General features: G+C 39.2%; 14 protein-coding genes. 7 read left to right on the forward strand and 7 right to left on the reverse strand.

Going from position 1 to position 19,205, the window contains the following annotated elements:
• Positions 1-7: 7 nt before the first annotated feature.
• Positions 8-1,519 carry a recombinase family protein gene (locus LY28_RS14245; RefSeq protein WP_110462864.1) on the forward strand — a complete coding sequence of 504 codons (1,512 nt, stop codon included), beginning with the start codon at positions 8-10 and terminating at the stop codon, positions 1,517-1,519.
• Here the strand turns inward: LY28_RS14245 and asnB are convergent.
• The 6 genes from asnB to gatC form a co-directional block, all read right to left on the reverse strand.
• Entirely contained in the window at positions 1,426-2,997 is a 1,572-nt protein-coding gene (gene asnB, locus LY28_RS14250) for an asparagine synthase (glutamine-hydrolyzing) (RefSeq protein ID WP_110462865.1), read from the reverse strand. The two genes, LY28_RS14245 and asnB, sit on opposite strands and share 94 nt — an antisense overlap.
• A gap of 257 nt (positions 2,998-3,254) precedes the next feature.
• Positions 3,255-5,348 (reverse strand): glutamine synthetase III family protein, encoded by a 2,094-nt coding sequence (locus tag LY28_RS14255; RefSeq protein ID WP_110462866.1) that lies wholly within the window; start codon positions 5,346-5,348, stop codon positions 3,255-3,257.
• A gap of 272 nt (positions 5,349-5,620) precedes the next feature.
• Positions 5,621-6,934 (reverse strand): aspartate--tRNA(Asn) ligase, encoded by a 1,314-nt coding sequence (gene aspS, locus LY28_RS14260; RefSeq protein WP_110462867.1) that lies wholly within the window; start codon positions 6,932-6,934, stop codon positions 5,621-5,623.
• Positions 6,935-6,937: 3 nt separating this feature from the next.
• Positions 6,938-8,383, reverse strand: coding sequence for an Asp-tRNA(Asn)/Glu-tRNA(Gln) amidotransferase subunit GatB (gene gatB, locus LY28_RS14265; RefSeq protein WP_110462868.1), 1,446 nt, complete (start codon positions 8,381-8,383; stop codon positions 6,938-6,940).
• Positions 8,384-8,504: 121 nt separating this feature from the next.
• Entirely contained in the window at positions 8,505-9,971 is a 1,467-nt protein-coding gene (gene gatA, locus LY28_RS14270) for an Asp-tRNA(Asn)/Glu-tRNA(Gln) amidotransferase subunit GatA (protein WP_110462869.1), read from the reverse strand.
• A gap of 12 nt (positions 9,972-9,983) precedes the next feature.
• Positions 9,984-10,277 carry an Asp-tRNA(Asn)/Glu-tRNA(Gln) amidotransferase subunit GatC gene (gene gatC, locus LY28_RS14275; RefSeq protein WP_110462870.1) on the reverse strand — a complete coding sequence of 98 codons (294 nt, stop codon included), beginning with the start codon at positions 10,275-10,277 and terminating at the stop codon, positions 9,984-9,986.
• Positions 10,278-11,384: 1,107 nt separating this feature from the next.
• On the opposite strand from gatC, the gene glnA reads away from it, so the two are divergent.
• The 4 genes from glnA to LY28_RS14295 all read left to right on the forward strand — a co-directional run bounded on the left by glnA (position 11,385) and on the right by LY28_RS14295 (position 15,507).
• Positions 11,385-12,710, forward strand: coding sequence for a type I glutamate--ammonia ligase (gene glnA / locus LY28_RS14280; RefSeq protein ID WP_110462871.1), 1,326 nt, complete (start codon positions 11,385-11,387; stop codon positions 12,708-12,710).
• Between the two features lie 85 nt (positions 12,711-12,795).
• Positions 12,796-13,365: an ANTAR domain-containing response regulator gene (locus LY28_RS14285; RefSeq protein ID WP_110462872.1), complete on the forward strand. Its 570-nt coding sequence runs from the start codon at positions 12,796-12,798 to the stop codon at positions 13,363-13,365.
• A gap of 359 nt (positions 13,366-13,724) precedes the next feature.
• Positions 13,725-14,978 (forward strand): ammonium transporter, encoded by a 1,254-nt coding sequence (locus LY28_RS14290; RefSeq protein ID WP_110462873.1) that lies wholly within the window; start codon positions 13,725-13,727, stop codon positions 14,976-14,978.
• A gap of 184 nt (positions 14,979-15,162) precedes the next feature.
• On the forward strand, positions 15,163-15,507 hold the full coding sequence (locus LY28_RS14295; protein ID WP_110462874.1) for a P-II family nitrogen regulator: 345 nt from the start codon (positions 15,163-15,165) through the stop codon (positions 15,505-15,507).
• A 218-nt stretch (positions 15,508-15,725) separates the two neighbouring features.
• Here the strand turns inward: LY28_RS14295 and speB are convergent, their stop codons facing one another.
• Complete coding sequence (gene speB / locus LY28_RS14300) at positions 15,726-16,598, reverse strand: agmatinase (RefSeq protein WP_110462875.1); 873 nt, start codon at positions 16,596-16,598, stop codon at positions 15,726-15,728.
• A gap of 409 nt (positions 16,599-17,007) precedes the next feature.
• On the opposite strand from speB, the gene dapF reads away from it, so the two are divergent.
• Positions 17,008-17,841 carry a diaminopimelate epimerase gene (gene dapF, locus LY28_RS14305; protein ID WP_110462876.1) on the forward strand — a complete coding sequence of 278 codons (834 nt, stop codon included), beginning with the start codon at positions 17,008-17,010 and terminating at the stop codon, positions 17,839-17,841.
• Between the two features lie 68 nt (positions 17,842-17,909).
• The gene (locus LY28_RS14310) at positions 17,910-19,142 is read left to right on the forward strand and encodes an LL-diaminopimelate aminotransferase (protein WP_110462877.1); all 1,233 of its coding nucleotides are present in this window, start codon (positions 17,910-17,912) and stop codon (positions 19,140-19,142) included.
• The last annotated feature ends 63 nt before the right edge of the window (positions 19,143-19,205 follow it).

Below are 19,205 nucleotides of genomic sequence, written 5' to 3' on the forward strand. Positions count from 1 at the left end.
ATGACCTATGGATGCGGTGTATGCAAGACAGTCTGTGGATAAAAAGGACAGTATCTCAATTGAAAGCCAGATTGAATTCTGTAAAAAAGAAATTGCCAATACAGATTACAAAATCTATACGGACAAAGGTTATAGCGGAGCCAACACAAACAGACCTGCATTCGAAGAAATGATAAATGATGTCAAAATGGGGAACATTGAAAGAGTAGTGGTATACAAGCTGGACAGAATAAGTAGATCCCTGCTTGATTTTGCACATATCATAGAAGTTTTCAATAAATATAAGGTGGAATTTATAAGTCAAACAGAAAAATTTGATACAAGCACATCAATCGGGAGGGCAATGCTTTCAATAGTTATGGTATTTGCTCAGCTGGAAAGAGAAACAATTCAGCAAAGAGTTAAGGACAACTATTATCAAAGAGGTAAAAGCGGTTTATACTTGGGCGGTACAGCTCCATTTGGATATAATAAGGCCGATACCCTTTTTAATGGGAAGAAAACCTGCATGTTTGAAGAAAACGAAGAGCAGGCAGGCTTTGTAAGAAAAATATATGATATGTATTTATATAATAATAAATCATTTACCTTTATTGCTAAGGAAATAAACACAAAATATAAATTTAAGACCAATATGGGCAATAATTGGTCCGCATGTGCAGTCGGGCGTCTAATACGAAATCCGGTCTATGCAAAGGCCGATGCAGATGTATATGTATATCTGAAAAGCAAGGGAGCTGTAATGAATAACGACATAAGCGATTTTACAGGTGAAAACGGTTGCTTTGTATATGGTGAAAGAAAAAATGTAAGCACCGGAAAATTCACCAATCTTGCAAATAATTTTGTGACGGTTGCCCTTCATAAAGGAATAATAAGCTCTGAACAATGGTTAAAATGTCAATACAAAGCGGATGAAGGCATACAGCTTAAAAATAGCGGCAGAGGCACATATACATGGCTATCGGGATTAATGAAATGCGGTTATTGCGGGTATGCAGTAACAGCCGTAAAAAGCAGGAATAAAAATATAGCATATATAAATTGCGGCGGCAGGAAGAATGGCTTTTGCAATGAAAGGAAAAGGGTAATACACTTAAAGGATATTGAACAAATTGCAGAAACAAAGCTGCTGGATAAGATAAAAACCTTAAACAGCGATTTTGATTTTGAAATTAATTCTGACTCCAAGCAGGCCAATGAGCTCAAAATAAAGCTTGCAAAGGTAGAAGAAGATATCAGAAAGCTGGTTGATTCCTTACTGATGCTGAATGAGGTTTCCGGCCGATACATAAACGAAAAAATATTGGAATTGGATAAAAAGAAAAAATTGCTATTGAAGCAAATTAATAAAATCACAATGGAAAGCAGCTCTGAAAAAATTAACAAAAGGGATATTGGGAAGTATTTAAAAAATTGGGCTGATTATAAGACAGAGCAAAAGAAAAACATCGCAAGGACCTTGATAAAAGAAGTAATCATAACTGATGAACAAATTGAAATTATATTTAAAATTTGATTTTCTTTTGTATCCTTTCGTTCCAGAAGAGAAGACATAAACCATTTGACAGAAAGCCAAGTTGCGATTCTGCTGGTTCTCATGCTTTGCGATTCACTTTTAATCAACGGGCATTCATTTTTACTGTCAAGGTACATTTGCTTTACAAAGTCGAGACCCTGTTTTGGCTTTGCAAAATCGGAATTGAAGAAAAACACTCTTGATTCAGGGTCATGAATCCAAGGGAAAAAGTCCCTGTTAAGCATTTCTGCTCTGTAGAACCAAGGATATCCGCCGAATATTTCATCAGAGCATTCACCGCTCAGAGCAACAGTATGGCGTTTTTTTACCTCACTGCAATAAAACAATAAGGAAGAGTCTATATCAGCCATTCCCGGCAGGTCTCTGGCTTTTACCGCAGTCTGCAGCAGGTCTGCTATTTTTTGCTGGCCTGCGGTGAGAACAGTGTGCTTCGTACCAAGGTAATTTGCTAACCAAACAGCATAATCATCATCGCTCTCAGGCTGAAAGCTGGTTTGGGTGAAGTGAGTTTTATTTCCTTCGTACTCAAAGGAATATGATGATAAAATTGATTCATTTTCCGGTGAACAGTGGCTGCTTTCGCCGTCATTACTATTACAAGCTGAATTCTGTTTTTTGCTTTTTGCTACGGAGGTAATGACAGAGGAATCAAGACCTCCTGATAAAAAGGTGCATAACGGCACATCAGAAACCAATTGCTTGTGTATGGCATCAGTTAAAAGAAATCTCGTTTTTTCTATAATGTCATTTTCCTTATCCTCAAGGATGTATGCTTTCAATGTCCAATATTTATACAGGTTTAAACCGTTTATATCAAAGGTTCCATGATAGCCGGGTGAGATTTCCAGAATATTTTTGAATATTCCATTATTGAAGGGCCGCATGGGGGATAGGTATAAAAGCTGCCATATGCCTTCACTGTCTATTTCGGCATTAATCTGGGGATGCTTCAAAATGGCTTTGATTTCAGATGCGAATATAAGCGTATTTCCCAGCATGGTATAGAAGAAAGGTTTAACTCCCATTCTGTCTCTTGATAGATAAACCTGTTCCTTTGACGCATCATATATGGCAAAGGCATATATGCCGTTCAGCTTCTCAGAGCAATTTTTGCCCCATACCGCATACGAATAAACCACCACCTCTGTATCACAGTGGGTTTTAAAATGGACGCCGCAGCTAATAAGCTCTTTACGAAGATCATCGGCATTATAGATTTCACCATTGTAAATAATTGTGTACACTTTGCCTTCGAAATTAACAGTCATAGGCTGCAGGCCATTTTCAACATCAATTACAGACAATCTGTTATGTAAGAAGCATACATAATTATTTCTAAAGAAGCCGTTTTGGTCCGGCCCTCTGTGACCCATAGTTTTATTCATCTCATTAAGTACTTCCTGAGCGATATCCAGAGTAGTATCTTTGAAATTAATTATTCCCAGAATAGAACACATGATAAATTCCCCCAAATAATACTGATTATTTGTCAAATAAAAGAGACAATTAACATCGGCGACGCCATTGTCTCTTTTATGCACTATTAATTATATGATGTTCACAGGAATAAAGTGCATGTACTTTTAAAAAGAATGCAAATAGCCCTTGACAGGGGGAAGGAAGCTTGAATTTGTATATGACAACAGGCTGTCTGAAAAAAATCAGGCAGCCTGTTGTCAATTTTATTATTAAGCTTTTAAGGGAGAAGAAACTATTATATATTAAATAACAGCTCTGCGTATGTTGGGAATGGATAAATATCTTTCGGAATGATAGCTTCCAGCTTATCTGCATCAGTCCTAAGGCCTTCCATTGCCGAAATAACTGACTTGGAATATGCCTCTGCCTGACTTAAAATGTTAGCGCTGTCGTCTGAGGCTTTGTTCAAAGCCTTTTTAAGTGAAGCAATATTTGAAGTAAATGAACTCAGTACAGATGACAATTCTTTAAGAACTGTGGACTGAGCGGAAACCTCAACAGGCATTCCTGTTGTTTTTACGGAATTAATAGTATCTGACAGCTCCTTGCTGTATTTGAAGGCAGCAGGTAAAATCTCAGTTTTAGCCATTGAAAGCATAGTTAACGCTTCAATATTTATAGTTTTGATATAGTTTTCAAGAAGTATCTCATACCTTGATTCAATTTCTGATTTGCTTAATACATTGTGCTTAACGAACACTGCTACATTTTTATCACTGATAAAGGTTGGAATGCACTCAACTGTTGATTTGAGATTTGACAAGCCTCTGCGTTCCGCTTCCTCAACCCATTCCTCAGAATAATTATTGCCGTTGAATATGATACGCTTATGATTCTTAACAGTGTCAGAAATTAACGCTGCTATTTCAGCAGGCAAGTCACTTGCAGCTTCCAGCCTGTCTGCATATTGCTGGAGAATCTCGGCAACAATAGTATTTAAAACAAAGTTACAGCCGGAAATAGAAGCAGAAGAACCAACCATTCTGAATTCAAATTTGTTGCCTGTGAATGCAAACGGTGAAGTCCTGTTACGGTCTGTAGCATCCTTCGGAAGATTCGGCAAGCAAGCAACGCCTGTTTCAAATATTGAGCTGTAATTCTTTTCCTTAGCCTTTCCGTTCTCCATCTGAAGAAGGATATCTGTAAGCTGATCTCCTAAGAATACGGAAACGATAGCCGGAGGAGCCTCATTAGCACCGAGCCTGTGGTCATTTCCGGCAGAAGCAACCGATAAGCGTAACAGATCCTGATAATCGTCAACTGCTTTAATTACTGCACAAAGAAAAATTAAAAATTGAGTATTCTCATGAGGAGTAGAACCCGGCTCCAACAGGTTTTGACCTTCATTTGTGGACATTGCCCAGTTATTGTGCTTACCTGAACCATTAACCCCTGCAAATGGCTTTTCATGCAGCAGGCAAGTCAAATTGTGCTTAATGGCAACCTTCTGCATTATTTCCATAGTCAGCTGATTATGATCTGTAGCTATATTTGAAGTTGAGAATATAGGTGCAAGCTCGTGCTGTGCGGGAGCAACCTCGTTATGCTTTGTCTTTGCTGCAATACCAAGCTTCCAGAGCTCAGTGTCGAGATCCTTCATGTAATCCGATACTCTTTCCTTTATGTTTCCGAAATAATGATCTTCCAATTCCTGACCCTTTGGCGGTTTTGCTCCAAAGAGAGTTCTTCCGGTGAAAATTAAATCCTTACGTTTGCTCCAGAGCTCTCTGTCAACAAGGAAGTATTCTTGCTCGGGGCCAACAGTGGTAGTTACTCTGGTTGCAGGGTTCCCGAACAGCTTCAGGATTCTCAGAGCTTGCTTGTTAAGAGCTTCCATCGAACGCAGCAGAGGAGTTTTCTTGTCAAGAACCTCTCCGGTATATGACCAGAAGGCTGTGGGAATATACAAGGTTGAACCTTTAACAAAAGCAGGAGAGGTACAATCCCAAGCAGTATAGCCTCTTGCCTCAAAAGTTGCCCTCAAGCCGCCGGAGGGGAAAGAAGAGGCATCGGGCTCACCCTTGACCAAATCTTTGCCTGTAAACTCCATAATAACTTTTCCATCCTCAGTAGGCGCTATAAAGGAATCGTGTTTTTCTGCGGTAATACCTGTCATTGGCTGAAACCAATGTGTAAAATGTGTCGCTCCCTTTTCAAGAGCCCAGTCCTTCATAGCACTGGCTACAACCTCTGCTACAGATTCATCAAGAGCCAACCCCTCATCTATAGTTTTCTTTAGTGACTTATAAGTTACTTTTGGAAGACGTGCCCGCATTGTTGCAAAATTAAAAACATTGCTTCCATAAATTTCAGTAACATGATTTTCCATATTAAACCCTCCTTAAATAATTTAAAAGTATCAGGCGATGCATATCCGCCTGTAATTTATAATGGTCCGTATACCTTATAGGTACACACATCACAAAAGTGATGCTTTATAATTTATATAAAAAAAGACATTTTACTCCTTAAATATAAGCTGGAGTGAAACGTCTTTGTTTCACAAAAGTCAATTACTATCGGATAAAGCTTCCCCTAAGACTTTAGTCATATGAGCAGACTCTATTTTCAAAAATAATAACTTCGAATAATAATATTGTTTTATGGCGACAGCCTTGACAAATCTCTTGGAAACAGAGAAGCTTCCCTGACATTCTGCTGATTGAGAAGTCTCATCAATAGTCTCTCAAGACCGATACCCAGTCCGCCGTGAGGCGGCATACCATATTTATGAATCATAAGATATGATTCAAATTCAGCCGGATCCAGACCTTTATCTGTCATTTTTTGAACCTGCTCAGTATAGTCATGGACTCTCTGGCCTCCTGTAGTTACTTCCAGCCCTCTGAAAAACAAGTCAAAGCTGAGCGCATAATCAGGGTCAACCTTGTCATCCATCGCATAAAAGGGGCGCTTGGAGGAAGGAAAGTGAGTAATGAATACAAACTCACTGTTATACTCTTTTTTGATAAACTCGCTTACGGCAAGCTCTTCATCAGGCTCAAAGTCATAATAATTCTTGATTTTGCGGCCGGATTCCTTTAAAATACCCTTAGCCTCCATAAATGTGAGGGCGGGAATAAAATCAATTTCCGGCAAATCAACATTCAGCAGTTTAAGCTCCTGGGAATAATTGGCTTTGAGCTCCTCCATGACTGCACGCAGCATACCGGTTTCCATTGCCATAACATCGTACATGTCATCGATATATGCCATTTCAAAATCCAAGCCTATATATTCGTTTAAGTGCCTTGAGGTATTATGCTTTTCAGCCCTGTATACCGGCGCTATCTCAAAGACTCTGTCAAATACACCGACCATCGTCTGCTTATAGAATTGCGGGCTTTGGGCTAGATAAGCCTTTTCTCCGAAATAATCCAGCTTGAAGATATTGGCACCGCCTTCCGCACCGGATTCAACAATTTTGGGAGAATGTATCTCAGTAAAGCCATTTGCAAGCATATAATTTCTGAAACCTGAAACAATGCCCTCCTGAAGCTTGAATACTGCCCGTTGCTTATGATTTCTCAAAATGTACGGACGATTCTCAAGATTTGTCTCCAGAGAAATATTCAGCCCCTTCTTGTTGATGCTTATAGGCATCTGAGCGTATGGGGAGGAGAGGACGGTAATGTAATTCAGGTGCAATTCAAAACCATTCTCAGCCCTTTTATCAAGAACAATACTTCCTGAAACCTTGATTGAAGAGTTTTCCACAAGTGTATTTAAGTCAGCATCACATTTTTGAGGATCAAATACACATTGAACCAAATACCTTGCGGTGCGGAGTATAATAAATGCAAAGCTTCCCATATCCCGGATTTTATATATGGAACCGTTCAAGGTTAATTCAGAACTGTTTTGCAGGTTATCAGGACTAAACGGCCTAGATGCGGAACTTTGTACTGGCATCATAAGCTATACACCTCCTTTACGTTTATCTAACTCATTTCGAAGTATCTGCTGAATAACCTTGGGATTGCCCCTGCCGGTCAGGGCTCTTGAGCACTGACCCATCAAAAAGCCAAAGGTTTTTTCTTTTCCGCCTATATATTCTTCAACTGCTTTTTCATTATTTGACAATATCTCTATTACGGTTTTTTCGACTTCGCCTGTATCATTGGTTATTCTGTAAGCATTTTCGGCTACAATTGTCTCCGGGTCTTTTCCGCTGTCAAACATTGCAGACAATACTTTTTTTGCATTTGCAGCAGTTATTTCTTCATTTTCAAGCATTTTTACCAGGCTGCCTAGAACCTTGCCGCTGAAAGGAATATCTTCCGGCAGCATACCGCTGTCATTCAACCTGCGTAAAACCTCAACAATAATAAAATTAGATGCAGACTTAGGATTTCCGCATTCTTCGGCAGTACTTTCAAATAAATCCGAAAGACTGACCGAGGTGAGGAGCAAGGAGGCATCTGCCTCATTAAGGCCGAAAGCGGAGGTATATTTAATGAATTTTTTATCAGGAAGCTCGGGCATGGAATTCCTTATAGATTCTATTTCTTCCTTGGTAAAGGTTACCGGAACTATATCAGGTTCGGGAAAGTATCTGTAATCATGAGCATCCTCCTTGCTTCGGAGAGATTTACTTTCGCCCTTGTTGTCATCCCAGCGTCTGGTTTCCTGTATTATTTTCCCGCCGTCCTCAAGAATTTCCGATTGCCTTATAATTTCACTGTCTATAGCTCTAGCAATGGCTTTTAAAGAGTTAATGTTTTTCATTTCGCTTCTTGTTCCTAATTCATCTGTTCCAAAAGGTCTTATTGACACATTGACATCTGCCCTGAGGGAGCCTTCCTCCATGCGGCAATCGGATATTCCGGAGTAGAGCAGCATCAAACGGACTTTTTCAACAAAGGCTTTTGCTTCCTCTGATGATGACAAATCGGGTCTTGTAACAATTTCAATAAGCGGAACTCCGCATCTGTTATAGTCAGCGAGGCTGTATTTGCCAAAACCGTCATGCAGCAGCTTTCCGGCATCCTCTTCCAGATGGATGCGCTCTATTCTTATAAACTTTTCTCCATCGGAAGTATTTATTGTAAGGCCGCCGTCCTTGCAAACCGGCAAATCAAATTGTGAAATCTGATATGCCTTAGGCAAATCGGGGTAAAAATAATTTTTCCTGTCAAGCTTTGAAAATTCATTAATTTCACAGTTTAGCGCTACACCGGCTTTTACGGTATACTCTACAGCCTTTTTGTTAAGAACCGGTAAAGTTCCGGGCAATCCGGTACAAACCGGACAACACCTTGTATTGGGTTCGCCTCCGAAACTAACCGGGCAATCGCAAAATATTTTTGATTTTGTAGATAATTCACAATGTATTTCTAATCCAATAGTAGGAATATATTTCATAATCATGTCCATCCACGCCTTGAATCTGTACAAAAAACCTTAATATTGCCGGCATGGATTCGATCCCCCTTTTTTATTTATTTAAGCCTTAAATCTATATGCAATATATTTCAGAAGCCGTTTATATAGCCGGTACTCTGAAATTATTTATAAAAGCAGCTTCAAAAGCTCCTGCCGCCTTGAAAATATCATTTTCTCCAAGAGGCTTTCCCGTAAAGGAAAGCCCTATCGGAAGCCCATTCTCATCATAACCGCAGGGTACTGAAATTGAAGGAAGTCCTGCAATATTTACCGCAACGGTATAAATATCTGCCAGATACATCGTTAACGGATTATCAGTATTCTGTCCGAGCTTAAATGCAGTTTCAGGAGTGGTTGGATGAAGAATTATATCGTATTTTGTAAAGGCTTGTTCAAAACCTTGACTTATCATTGTTCTCAGCTTAAGTGCCTTTTTGTAATAGGCATCATAATAACCGGAGGCAAGAGCATAAGTACCAAGCAGGATACGCCTTTTAACTTCCTTTCCGAAGCCTTCTGCTCTGGATTTCCCTATTAATTCCTGATAGGACTTGCATTTGTCAGCTCTGTAACCATATTTTACTCCGTCATATCTGGATAAATTTGAACTTGCCTCAGCAGAGGACATCAGATAATATGCCTGAATAGCATACTTCAATGATGGCATTGAAAATTCCTCAATTTCCGCACCGAGCTTTTCCAAAGCAGATATGGAAGTGTAGAGTGATGCTCTCACTTCACTGTTTAGCCCTTCTGTCAGATATTCCTTTGGTAATCCAAGCTTTAAACCCTTAATATCAATATCACCTGAAAACAGCGAGCTGTACAAGGAAGGATTTTTATAATTTAAGGATGTACCATCTTTTGCATCATGACCTGCTATGGAGTCTAATATTATCGCACAATCCTCAACTGTTTTTGCGATCGGACCGATTTGATCAAAAGAGGAAGCGAAGGCAACTAAGCCGTATCTTGAAACCAGCCCATATGTGGGCTTCATGCCGACTACTCCGCAAAAGGATGCAGGCTGTCTTACTGAACCGCCGGTATCAGAGCCCAATGAACCAAGAGCGAGCGATGCTGATATTGAAGCAGCAGAACCACCGGAAGAACCGCCGGGCACCCTTGTTAAATCAAAGGGGTTTTTAGTCTTTTTAAAAGCGGAGTTTTCGGTTGAGCCTCCCATGGCAAATTCATCTAAATTTGTTTTGCCAAGAATAACAGCATTTTCGGAATAAAGCTTATTTACTGCAGTGGCTGTATAAGGAGATACAAAGTCTTCAAGCATTTTAGAAGCACATGTAGTCTTTGTAGCTTCAATACAAATGTTATCCTTTATGCTGAAAGGAATACCGCAAAGCAGGGAGTGATTGCCGCTGTCAATCAGCTTCTGGGCTTCTTGTGCCTGTGCGGCAGCCTTATCCTCACATGTGGAAAGATAAGAATCAATTTTGTCATCTAAGCTTTTAATTCTATCAAAATATAGTTCTGTAAGCTCGGCTGCACTTATTTCCTTAGCATCCATAAGCTGTCTTGCCCTTTTTATAGTTAATTTAGTTATATCCATTTATAAATCCTCCTACTCAATCATCTTAGGTATAGCAAAACAGTTATCTATAGTATGCTTTGAGTTTGATAAAATTTTATCCGTATCGGTTGAAGTGCCGGGATTATCTTCTCGCATATTGTTTGTGACACGTGAAATGTGTTCTGTTGCATCTATATTATCGGTGTCCGTTTCTTTAATTGCATCCATTAAGCCGATAATGTCCTTCATGTCATTTGCAAGAGCATGCATTTCGTTATCATTGAGAGACAGTTTTGCAAGTGCTGCTATATATTTAATGTAGTCATTTGAATTAGAATTTGTCATAAAAACCTCCACGCCATATTCCGGCACAAAATTTGAAATCCCAAGCAGAGAGCCTCCTGCATCGTCTGCGGCAACAAGCAGCTTTCAGCCAGTACTTCCGGCTGAACCTTTGTATAAGTGCAGCCATATTATTAAATCTTACCCAACCATACAATGTATTATTATTAATTTCAACTTCATTTGAATTTTTTTAACTAACGTTAAAAATAAATAATTAAGTTTTTTGCATAATTTAATTTTTATATTGTCAAATCAGTGACTTGACGGCATAAAAAAAGCTGCACCAATAAAGCATATTAAATGCCTACTGACACAGCGCCTTTGCTGTAGTTTTTTATTTTAAAATCATTATATTATACATATTACAAATTTGCAAGTGTTTTTTATGATGTTTTCAAAAAATATTATCATATTCTTGGCATACCACTGTATATGAGAGGGGTAGTTGAGAAACTGCATCATATATAAACTTCATGAAATTTGCAGGATTTGAAAATTAAAATTGCAAAAATACTTGACGGATTATAAAATCCTTAGTAAAATAATAATCGAAGCAGTTGTTGAAGCGAAGCAGTATAACGGAACATATTTAGAATATGATATGTATTCAAGGCGTAACAGCGTAACATATTATAGGGTAACATATATAATAGAATAAAAAGAAATAATTAAATTAATGGCTTATCCGGATGTAGTACAATCGGCTTTAGCCGATAGCAATTGACTTCCGGCAGGGAATATATTAATTTAAAGAACAACGGCGTTCTCAAGGATCGATTTTAATCAATAATTACGTTATTTGATTTGATCTTAGAGTACGCTCTTTTTGTGCAGTGATTTTTCTTACGCCTGTATTAAAATAAAAACCCAGTAGAAGCAGTTATATACACAGAATTAAAAGTAGTATAAAATTGTATTTGAATCATATTATTTACTGTTTATAACTCTTAAAGATTTACCAAAGCCGATTACTGTTTAAGGTCTCATAAGCATTAGTAATTTTGAGTTTAAATGTGTATACTATAAATTCCGGACGAATAAATATCTGTATTCTGGGATTAAGAAGGTGATTCAAAGAACTAAATAAATACGGAAAGGGTGAAAGAAATGGCTTCTAAAAATGATATTCTGAAATTTATTGAACAAAATGATGTGAAATTTGTCAGATTACAATTTACAGATATTTTAGGCCAATTAAAAAATATTGCGATTACTGAACAGCAGGTTGAGAAAGCTCTTGATGAAGGGGTTATCTTTGATGCATCTGCAATCGCGGGCTTTTCAGAAGTAGAATCATCTGATATGCTTTTGCTTCCGGATATGAATACTTTTGCTATTATTCCGTGGAGACCGCAGCATGGAAAGGTCGCAAGATTTATATGCGATATCAAAAACTATGATGGCTCACAATTTATGGGAGATCCAAGATATGTTTTGAAAAAATCGGAGGAGAAAGCGAGAAAGCTTGGTTACACCTTCAATGTCGGACCGGAGTGTGAATTTTTTCTGTTCCAGATAGATTCAGAGGGAAGGCCTACCACTAAGACGCATGATGCTGCGAGCTACTGTGATCTTGCTCCAATGGATTTGGGTGAGAATTGCAGAAGAGAAATTTGTATGGTTCTTGAAGAAATGGGCTTTGAAATTGAAGCATTACATCATGAGAATGCTGCCGGCCAGCATGAAGTGGATTTTAGATATAGCGATGTTATGACTGCGGCAGACAGGATAATGACCTTCAGAATGGTTGTAAAAACTGTCGCACAAAGAAACGGATTGCATGCAACATTTATTCCCAAGCCTATATTTAATACCTACGGATCCGGAATGCATATTAATATGTCTCTTTCAAAGGACGGAAGGAATTTGTTTAATACAGGTGACAGCGGTTTGGATATTTCAGATGTGGCAAAGATGTTTGGAGCAGGTATCCTTAAGCATATAGACGGGATTACAGCTGTGGCTAATCCTCTTGTTAATTCTTATAAGAGATTTGTCCCTGGCTTTGAAGCTCCGGTTCATATTGCATGGTCACATATGAACAGAAGCCCGCTTTTAAGAGTACCGGCACCGAAGGGTGAGGCTACAAGGCTTGAATTAAGAAGCCCGGATCCCTCATGTAATCCATACCTTACACTTGCTTTGATTTTGGAGGCAGGCTTGGATGGTTTGCAGAAGAAGATGGAAATAGCTCCTCCGGTTGATGTAAATACCTACAGCCTTACCCTTGAAAAAGAGAAGGAGCTTGGTATCAGAAGATTGCCTTCTAATCTGTCATTGGCAATAGAAGAGATGAAAAGAGATTCATATATTAAGGATGTACTAGGTGAGCATATATTCAGTAAATATATTTCTGCAAAGGAAGCAGAGTGGGCAGAATATAATAATTGTGTTCATCAGTGGGAGATAGATAGTTATCTTACTGCATATTAATTGCAAAAGCCCAACTATCAGCCGATAGTAATTACTATAATAAATTCACTATAACTTATTCGCACTCAGACGGAGGTGATTGCCAGTGAATGCCAGGGGGGTTTTTATAGTATGCAGTAAGCCTGAGCTGATAAAAGATTTGAGAGCCTTAATGCTGCAGCAAGGTTATTCCTCGGTGGAATATGCGTTATCTGCAAGCGAGGCCAGACGAAAACTTGATTATTTTGAACCTGGGCTGATACTGGTAAATGCCCCGCTACAGGATGAACTGGGAGTAGAGCTTGTTCTGGATATTGCTGATAAAACTGATGCAGGGATAATAGTTCTTTCAAGGCATGAACATTTGGCGGAAATGCAGTATAAGCTGGAAAGGGTGGGAGCACTGGTGCTTCCTAAGCCTATCAGCAGAACAATATTAATTCAGACGGCTAAGTTTGCAGTTCAGTCGAGAAAATCTATAAAAGGCTTAAAGCTCCAGAATGATGACTTAGAAAAGCGTATACAGGATAGAAAGATTGTTGAGAAGGCTAAGTGGATTCTTGTAGAAAAAATGAATATGACCGAACCACAGGCTCACAGGTATATACAGAAAAGAGCTATGGATTTGAGGATTTCTCAATTGAAGGTGGCGGAGGAAATATTCAATAGCTTTTAAAATTAATAGGGCAACACAGTTGCATAAAAACAACTTGTTTTTATATTCACACGAAGGCGTGTTTAGGGGAAATGATATTTCCTTTAAATGCGCCTGCTTTTTTAATACCGGTTGGTTACTAAAGTCAATTACGGTTCAAGCCTTCGGGACAATATTATATCGTCTTTTTAGGAGAATAGGCTTTTAGGCTGATTTTGAACGCAGTTTGAATTTGTTTTGATAGTAATTGAATTTTAAAAATTAATTATATCCGGTGCGGTAACAAGCCTGACTTGCAATTCTAGATATGCGGGGGTTCGGGTAAAATTATCATAGGATATTTGATATATAACTTATATTATTTGAATGGGGGATTTTAAATGGGAACAATTAACACAGGCGATACAGCATTTATAATTATTTCGGCGGCACTTGTATTTTTAATGACACCGGGTCTTGCTTTATTTTATGGAGGAATGGTAAAAAGAAAAAATGTACTGAGCACCATAATGTCATCATTTTTTATATGCGGATTGGCTTCTGTACTTTGGGTAGCAATAGGCTATTCGCTTTCCTTCGGCAAAGACACCGGAGGTGTTATCGGAAGCTTGAACTGGGCTTTTTTCAACGGAGTTACCGGAGAGCCCAATGCCACCTATGCGGCAACAATACCGCATACCTTGTTTGCAGCATTTCAGATGATGTTTGCAATAATAACACCTGCATTAATTACAGGTGCGCTTGTTGAAAGAATGAAGTTCTCAAGGCTCTTTGTTTTTATAGCTTTGTGGTCAATAGTTGTATATTACCCCATGGCACACATGATGTGGGGAGATGGAGGCTTGCTGAGAAATCTCGGAGCCATAGACTTTGCAGGCGGAAATGTTGTCCATATAAGTTCAGGTGTGTCAGCGGTTGTTGCAGCGATTATTCTTGGGAAAAGAAAAGGGTATGGGGTTGCATCTGGTCAGCCGCATAATATTCCATTGATATTTATAGGTGCGGCCCTATTGTGGTTCGGCTGGTTCGGCTTTAATGCAGGCAGTGCTCTTGGAAGCGGAGAGCTTGCAGTTCATGCTTTGTTGACAACAAATACCTCGGCTGCAACGGCATTGCTTTCCTGGATGCTGGTTGAAAAGATTACAAGAGGAAAGCCTACTATGCTTGGTGCTGCAACAGGTGCTGTAGTCGGACTGGTTGCAATTACTCCGGGTGCCGGTTTTGTACCTATATGGGCATCTTTGATAATTGGTGCGGCTGTAAGTCCCATATGTTATTTTGCAATGAGTGTTATTAAGCCTAAATTCGGATATGATGATTCTCTGGATGCATTTGGATGCCATGGAATCGGAGGTATATGGGGAGGTATTGCAACAGGAATATTTGCCAAAAACTCTATAAATCCTGTAGCTCAGTGGGATGGACTTATATACGGAGAAACGAGGCTGTTTGTAGCACAGCTCATAAGTATCGCTGTAACAATAGCCCTTTCAATAGTAGGAACAGCTTTAATTATGTTTGCTATAAAGCTTGTTTCTAAGGAAATCAGGGTAACGGCGCGAGAAGAATCAGAAGGCCTTGATATTTCGCAGCATGGTGAATCGGCATATCCTTCTTTCACAGGTATGGATTAGGCTTAATTCATATAAATTATGAAAGATAAATAATACATGATGTATTTTGAGCGGTAAACGCAGTTCATCACCTTTTGTGCCCTGAGCACAGTGAAAGGCTGTGGGGGGCTTAGAAATAAGATTGCGTACTGCCACGTTGCTTTACTATAAATTTTGTGCCGATACTCGGCGTGGAGGTTTTAATATGAAGAAAATAGAAGCAATAATAAGACCATGTAAGCTTGAAGAATTGAAAGAGGCATTGCTGGCAATTGATTTGGATGGTATAACAATAAGTCAGGTTATGGGTGCTGGAAAGCAGCTTGGCTGGAAGGAATTTTACAGGGGAAATGAAATTGCATTAAACGTGCTTCCCAAAGTAAAACTTGAGCTGGTGTCAACAGATGACAAGGTTGAGCTTATAATTGATACAATAGTTAAATATTCCCAGACCGGGGAATTAGGGGACGGGAAAATATTTATTCATGATTTGCAGGACTGCATACGCATACGTACAGGTGAAAGAGGAGATACTGCAATAGTAGGCTGACAGCTATGCGGGTATATACCTGTTTGTATTGAATAAATTATGCCATACAGCACTGAAAGATTATTCTTTCATAAATTACGATAACTTAATATTTTATAAATTTTTGGTGTTAAGCCAAATATGCTTTCAAGCATATATTATTCTATCTCTCTCTTACAAGCTTTAAGCTATAGACTAATATATGCTTTTAAGCATTTTTATTGAGTGAGCCTGCAGCTTCAGCGGGCTGCAATTGTTTTTTGCATTGTCAGAACCAGCTCTCTCAGAATTTTACAGGCTGCCGCAGTTGAGGAGCCGCTTTGATCATAATGGGGTGACAGCTCCACGATGTCCGCCCCGATAATATTTAATGCGGAAACAGCCTTTAATGCGTTAACCAGCTCCAGAAAGCTTACACCTCCGGCTTCAGGAGTTCCAGTACCCGGGAAGATTGAAGGATCCAAAACATCCAAATCAATTGTAAGATAAACGGGCAAGCCGCCTATTGCATTAACGGCCTTTCCCAAGGTGTCAAAATTGTGCATACACATGTGTGTGTGACCTTCTCTTGACCAGTAAAATTCCTCGCGGGTTCCGCTGCGTATTCCGAATTGCCAGATATGCTTGTCGCCCAGGATATCCCAGGCACGTCTTATAACAGAGGAATGAGAAAGTGCTTCGCCCAGATAGTCCTCTCTCAAGTCGGTATGGGCATCAAAATGAATTACATGCATATCGGGATATTTTTTGCAGGCCTGTTCAATGACCGGCAGGGAAACAAGGTGCTCTCCTCCTATCATTAATGGTTTTTTACTGCTGTCAAAGATATGCAGCGAGGTTTCTGATATCATATTTAATGCCCTTGCCGGTGAGCCAAAGGGTAAGTCCAAATCACCGTAATCATTTATTGAATAGTCAGTGATATCAGCATCAAAATATGGGCTATAGGTTTCTATACCAATTGAATCCATTCGCATTACAGAAGGTGCGAATCTTGCACCCGGCCTGAATGTGGTCGTGCCGTCGTAGGGAGCTCCGAAAATAATGATGTCAGACGAGTCAAAATCACTGCCGCAGCCTAAAAAGTTTGTTGATAATGTATTTTTATCCATAAAAATCTCCTCTGTTAAAAGATTACGGCATAAGAAGCCGTACAACCAGCTTTATTTTGTAAAAATTTTGATGACTATAATTTTATCATGAATAGTTAAAAATACAATGCCCATTACCAAAGTCGATTACGGTTAAAAGCCTTGGCACGATAAAATATCGGGACAATATAGCTGTTTTTTACCTATTGTAATTGACTTATTGCCTGTCATCAATTAACATAAAAAAAGATGATTAAAAATCTGCCGATAAGGCATATGTAAAAATGCTAACGTATGTTATAATATGGATAGATTTTTTAAGAAGGTTGTATATTATCTTATAAATTATTATAATTTTAAATAATAAACGGTTAAGCTTGAATAGCTCGAAAACAGATTTTGTGCCCTTATTGGGCGTGGGAGGTTTAATATGAAATTTACAAAAATGCAGGGGTTGGGAAACGATTATATATATGTTGATTGCACACAGAAAATAATTGACAATCCTTCTGAAACAGCAAAAATAATAAGTGACAGACATTTTGGGATAGGCTCTGACGGGTTGGTTCTTATATTATTATCAGATAAAGCTGATTTCCGCATGAGAATGTTTAATTCGGACGGTTCGGAGGCTGAAATGTGCGGAAATGCAATACGTTGTGTGGGCAAGTATGTATTTGACAATAAGCTTACAGACAAAGCAACTATTACAATAGAGACACTTGCCGGCACAAAGGTTCTTCAATTAAAGATTGAAGACGAAAGAGCCGTACTTGCGAGAGTAGACATGGGTGAACCGATTTTGACACCAAGGGAGATACCTGTTGATAGCAATAAGGATAGCTTTGTTTCCGAACCTGTTGAAATTGAAGGCCGGATATATGAGGTTACTGCTGTCTCAATGGGGAATCCTCATGCAATATCCTATGTTGAGGATGTAATAAAATTTCCTCTTTATGAGGTGGGGCCAAAAATGGAGACTCATAAACTTTTCCCGAGAAAGGTTAATGCTGAGTTTGTTCAGGTAGTGGACAGAAAAACACTCAAAATGAGAGTTTGGGAAAGAGGTGCGGGAGAAACTCTTGCATGCGGTACAGGAGCCTGTGCGACACTTGTCGCTTCGGTGCTTAACGGTGTGGCTGACAGGGAAGCCACTATTAAACTGCTTGGAGGGGATTTGCTTATAGAATGGTCCGAAAAGGATAACCATGTTTATATGACGGGACCTGCGGTAAAGGTATTTGACGGAGAGATAGATATTTAGACGTTTACTGTTATGCAAAGCGGCTATTCAATTAATATAATTTTTTTAGTAAGAAAGGAATAAATAATATGATATATGTGAACGAGAACCATTTGAAATTACCGGGGAATTATTTGTTTGCTGAGATAGGCAAGAGAGTTGCAGCCTTTAAGGAGCAGAATCCGGCTGCTGATATTATCAGACTTGGAATCGGAGATGTAACAAGACCTCTTCCGATGGCTTGTATAGACGCTATGCACAAGGCAGTGGATGATATGTCGAGAGTGGAAACCTTTAAAGGGTATCCCGAATATGAGGGATACGACTTTTTGATAAATAAAATCATAGAATTTGATTACAAAAAACGCGGAATTACCATTGGTGCGGATGAGGTGTTTGTCAGCGACGGGGCGAAAAGTGACACTGCAAATATTCAGGAGCTGTTTGGTTTAAGCAGCAGAATAGCTGTTACGGATCCTGTATACCCTGTTTACGTTGACAGTAACGTTATGGCAGGAAGAACAGGCGAATATCTGGACGGAAAGTGGAGCAATGTTACTTATTTGCCTTGTACATCTGATAATGGCTTTATTCCTGAGCTGCCTAAAGAAAGAGTTGATATTATTTATTTATGTCTGCCCAATAATCCTACAGGAACTACCCTGACAAGGGAACAGCTAAAGGTATGGGTTGAATATGCGGCAAAAAATAAATCGGTAATATTATTTGACTCGGCATACGAGTCCTTCATAACACAGGAAAATGTCCCCCACAGTATTTATGAAATTGAAGGAGCTAAAGAGGTTGCCATAGAATTCAGGAGCTTTTCAAAGACTGCGGGATTTACAGGAACAAGATGTGCTTATGTTGTAATTCCTAAGGAACTTAAGGCTTACACTGCAAGCGGTGAAGAAGTGGGGCTTAACAGGCTGTGGTACAGGAGACAGGCAACTAAGTTTAACGGAGTGTCATATATCGTGCAGCGCGGAGCAGAAGCAGTATATTCGGAAGAAGGCCAGAAGCAGGTTAAGGAGACTATTTCATATTATTTAAATAATGCAGCTATCATTAAGAAGGGTCTTGAAAGTATAGGAATTCAGGTATACGGGGGTGTTAATGCACCTTATATTTGGATGAAGACTCCAAACGGAATGGACTCTTGGAAATTCTTTGACAAATTATTGTCTGAGGCAAATATAGTCGGAACTCCGGGTGTAGGATTCGGGCCAAGCGGGCAGGGCTATTTCAGGCTTACTGCCTTTGGAAATATAGAGAATACAAAGGCGGCTGTAGACAGGTTTAAAACCAGACTAAAGGTGTAAGCCGGAAATAATATAGAGGTTTGTTTAATGTTCAGAGAAGCCATGCTTTTAAGCAAGGCTTTT

Source organism: Ruminiclostridium sufflavum DSM 19573 (genome assembly GCF_003208175.1).
Classification (GTDB): domain Bacteria; phylum Bacillota; class Clostridia; order Acetivibrionales; family DSM-1351; genus Ruminiclostridium; species Ruminiclostridium sufflavum.